The following is a 3,298-nucleotide window of genomic DNA, read 5'->3' on the forward strand; positions in this document are numbered from 1 at the left end:
GCAAAGGAAATGGTACTTCCTTCATGCTTATATCTTGTGTAGTAGGTTGTATTTTCTTCTCTCGTATCCACGGCTTTACCGAGATTCGTGGTTATTTCTGAACTCGTCATCCCAATATTGGCCCCGAAAATGGAAATGGAAGGAGAGGAAATGTACATGCCGACTACTTTGTCTTGTTTGTTAAAGAGATAAGATTCAGAATCAAATTTAACAAGGGTATATCCTGCCCAATAATCATTTACAGTCTTAACTGGCTTTCCAAGTGCTTGCTCGACTTCTTTTAAAGTTGCATTATATTGAAATCTTGTACCTATAGCAGCTGTCTTTGTAGCAGGAGATTGATTGGAAGCTGCTTGCTTTGTTGTATCCTGCGCAGCGCTTTGGCTTTGATCTTGCGTTGGCGCCTGCGTAGCGTTTGTATCCACGGATTTGAATGCAATATATGTGATTAAGAAAGAAGCGCAAGCTCCTATTAACATTGCCCAAATCCATTTCGCTTTTAGCTTTGCGCGAAAAAACAAAGTAACTGAAAGATAAATAACGATTGGAACTATAAATTGCAAGATGGTTAAACTCATTTGATAAAAACTCTCCTCAGTATTAATTGTTATGCGTTTGGGATGAAACCGTTATATGTATTATACAACGTGACCATAGAGGATAGTCCACCCTTTGTAGGAAAAATCGTCCTTAAGGAAAAGTTAAGAATGCTTAGCTACAGTTGTTCCATATGACTAAAGCTAAAACAAAGGAGAGTTTCAGAATGAAATCGAAAGAAAAGGGTAGAATTGACCTGCTTTTAGTAGCAATTCTTATATTTTCTATTTTTTTGAACTTTTATCAAGTGACAAAAGCAGGATCTAACACGTATTACACGGTTGCCGTGAAAAGTATGTTAACTAGCTTCCATAACTTTTTCTTCGTTTCCTATGACCCAGCTGGATTTATTACGGTAGATAAACCGCCGGTTGCCCTTTGGATTCAAGCATTAAGTGCAGCAATCTTTGGTGTAAATGATTTTAGTGTAATTCTACCAGAGGCGCTAGCGGGAGTTGTGTCTGTATGGCTCTTGTATCGGATTGTAAAGCCGAAATTTGGACGCAGTAGCGCTCTTCTATCCAGTCTTACGTTAGCATGTACGCCGATATTTGTTGCAGTCGTTCGGACAAACAATGTAGATAGTATTTTAATTGTCACCTTGCTACTAGCAACCATGTCTCTTATGAAGGCGGTTGAAAAACAAAAACTAAGCTGGCTTCTTGTAAGTGTAATATTAGTTGGAATTGGATTTAACGTTAAAATGTTACAAGCCTATATGGTTCTGCCAGCCTTTTACTTATTTTATTTGTTTGCAGTAAAAACATCATGGAAGAAAAAAATTGCTCAGCTTGCTATCGCAACAGTTGTACTTGCAGCAGTTTCTCTTTCATGGGCAGTCGTCGTAGATTCGATCTCAAAGGATAACCGTCCCTACATCGGAAGTAGTCAAACAAACTCTGTGCTTGAACTGGCATTTGGATACAATGGGATTTCACGGTTAACGGGAGATAAAGGGAATCAGCCAAAGAGAAATGATCAAGCCGTTCAAGGACAACAAGACTTTGGTAATGCTATGCCTGGATCAACCAATCCAGTGCAAAATGGAACGAATTCTTTTGCTCCTTCTGGAGGTCAAGGAATGGGAGGTATGTTTGGAACTGGTAAGGCAGGCGTACTTCGTCTGTTCCAAAAAGAATTATCTGGCCAAGCAAGCTGGCTTCTACCATTTGTTTTATTTGCAGTAATCGGTGTGTTTGCTTCGATGAAAGGCAAGCGAGAGCTCACCATGCAGCATTATTTTACGGCATTTTGGGCACTCTGGCTACTTCCCATGCTCGTGTTTTTTAGCATCGCACAGTTTTTCCATCAATATTACTTGAGCATGATGGGACCTGCCATCGCTGCATTAACTGGCATCGGCTGGACAGCGCTCTGGAAGCTATATAAAGAAAAACAAGCCTGGGCGTTATTACCAGGTGCGATTTTCATTACTTCTGTATTTGAAGCGATTATTATCTATGAAAATAGCAGCGCAATTGCAGCATTATGGATGGCCGTACCACTTGGGCTAGGAATCATTCTATCCGGGCTTCTTATTTTCTTGAAAGAGCGTGAAAAGGCAGCATACTATATATCCTTAGCTGGCGTTCTATCTTTGCTCATTTTACCATTCGTTTGGACGATGTGGACGGTTTTAGGCGGAGGAAATAGCACACTTCCTGTTGCAGGACCTAGTACCCAACAAAACTTTATGAGAGGTGGTCCAATAGGGGAGATGCCTCCGGGCGGACCTGACAGTGTTCAAAACGGTTCTTCGATGAAGGAACGATTTAATAACGGAGAAGGCAGACCCAACCGCGGCGGACAAGGATTTGCACGAGGGAATATGCCAGGCAGAGGAACACAGGTTAACCAGAAATTGCTTACGTATTTAGAAAACAATTATACCGGCGAAACTTTTCTCTATGCGACCGAAAGCTCACAAGAAGCAGGATCTACTATGTTGAATACGAATTATGCCGTAATGGCTATGGGAGGATTTTCTGGAAGTGATCCTGCCTTAACCGTTACAAAACTAGAATATATGCTGAAGGAAGGACAAGTGAAATACTTCCTTATTAGCGGTCAAGGACGAGGAAATCAAGAGGTTACAAAGTGGATTACAACTCATTGTAAGGAAGTACCAAGCAGTGAATGGCAAGCGACGTCATCCACAACGGATAACCAAGCTGCGGGAATGTCACAAAAATTGTATGTTTATCAAGGGTAGTGAGTATAAGAAAGGGAATGGCACCTATTTGGCCATTCCCTTTTTTGCTTATTATATAAACAGGTTATGATTAGCATCCTCTGTTTCACTTAGATAGGTTGCCACTCCTGCATATTCAATGTTATCCATCAATTCCTCTTTTTTAATACCCATTACATCCATGCTCATCGTACATGCAATCAGTTTTACACCTGAAGCTTGTGCCATTTGAATGAGTGATTGCAGGCTTTCTACATTTTTTTGTTTCATGACGTTCTTCATCATTTTCGTACCGATTCCGCCCATATTCATTTTAGAAAGGGGCAATTTATTGATTCCTTTTGGCATCATCATACCAAACATTTTTTCTATGAAACTCTTTTCTACCTTCGGAGAGTTTTCTTTTCTCAAAATATTTAAGCCCCAGAATGTGAAGAACATCGTTACATTCTTACCCATTGCAGCTGCACCATTTGCAATAATAAAGGAAGCCATTGCTTTATCATAATC

3 protein-coding genes are annotated in these 3,298 nt (G+C 40.3%); 1 reads left to right on the plus strand and 2 read right to left on the minus strand.

The window, feature by feature from the left end; genetic code table 11:
• The coding region (locus AC11ZT_RS07070) for a hypothetical protein (protein ID WP_484058922.1) at positions 1 to 578 on the minus strand (578 nt) is incomplete at its 3' end.
• A gap of 185 nt (positions 579 to 763) precedes the next feature.
• Here AC11ZT_RS07070 and AC11ZT_RS07075 point away from each other — a divergent pair.
• Entirely contained in the window at positions 764 to 2,809 is a 2,046-nt protein-coding gene (locus AC11ZT_RS07075) for a glycosyltransferase family 39 protein (protein ID WP_484058923.1), read from the plus strand.
• A 51-nt stretch (positions 2,810 to 2,860) separates the two neighbouring features.
• On the opposite strand, the gene AC11ZT_RS07080 is transcribed toward AC11ZT_RS07075, so the two are convergent.
• A partial coding sequence (locus AC11ZT_RS07080; protein ID WP_484058924.1) for a DsrE/DsrF/DrsH-like family protein occupies positions 2,861 to 3,298 on the minus strand: 438 nt, incomplete at its 5' end.

The organism is Ectobacillus sp. (assembly GCF_056992975.1).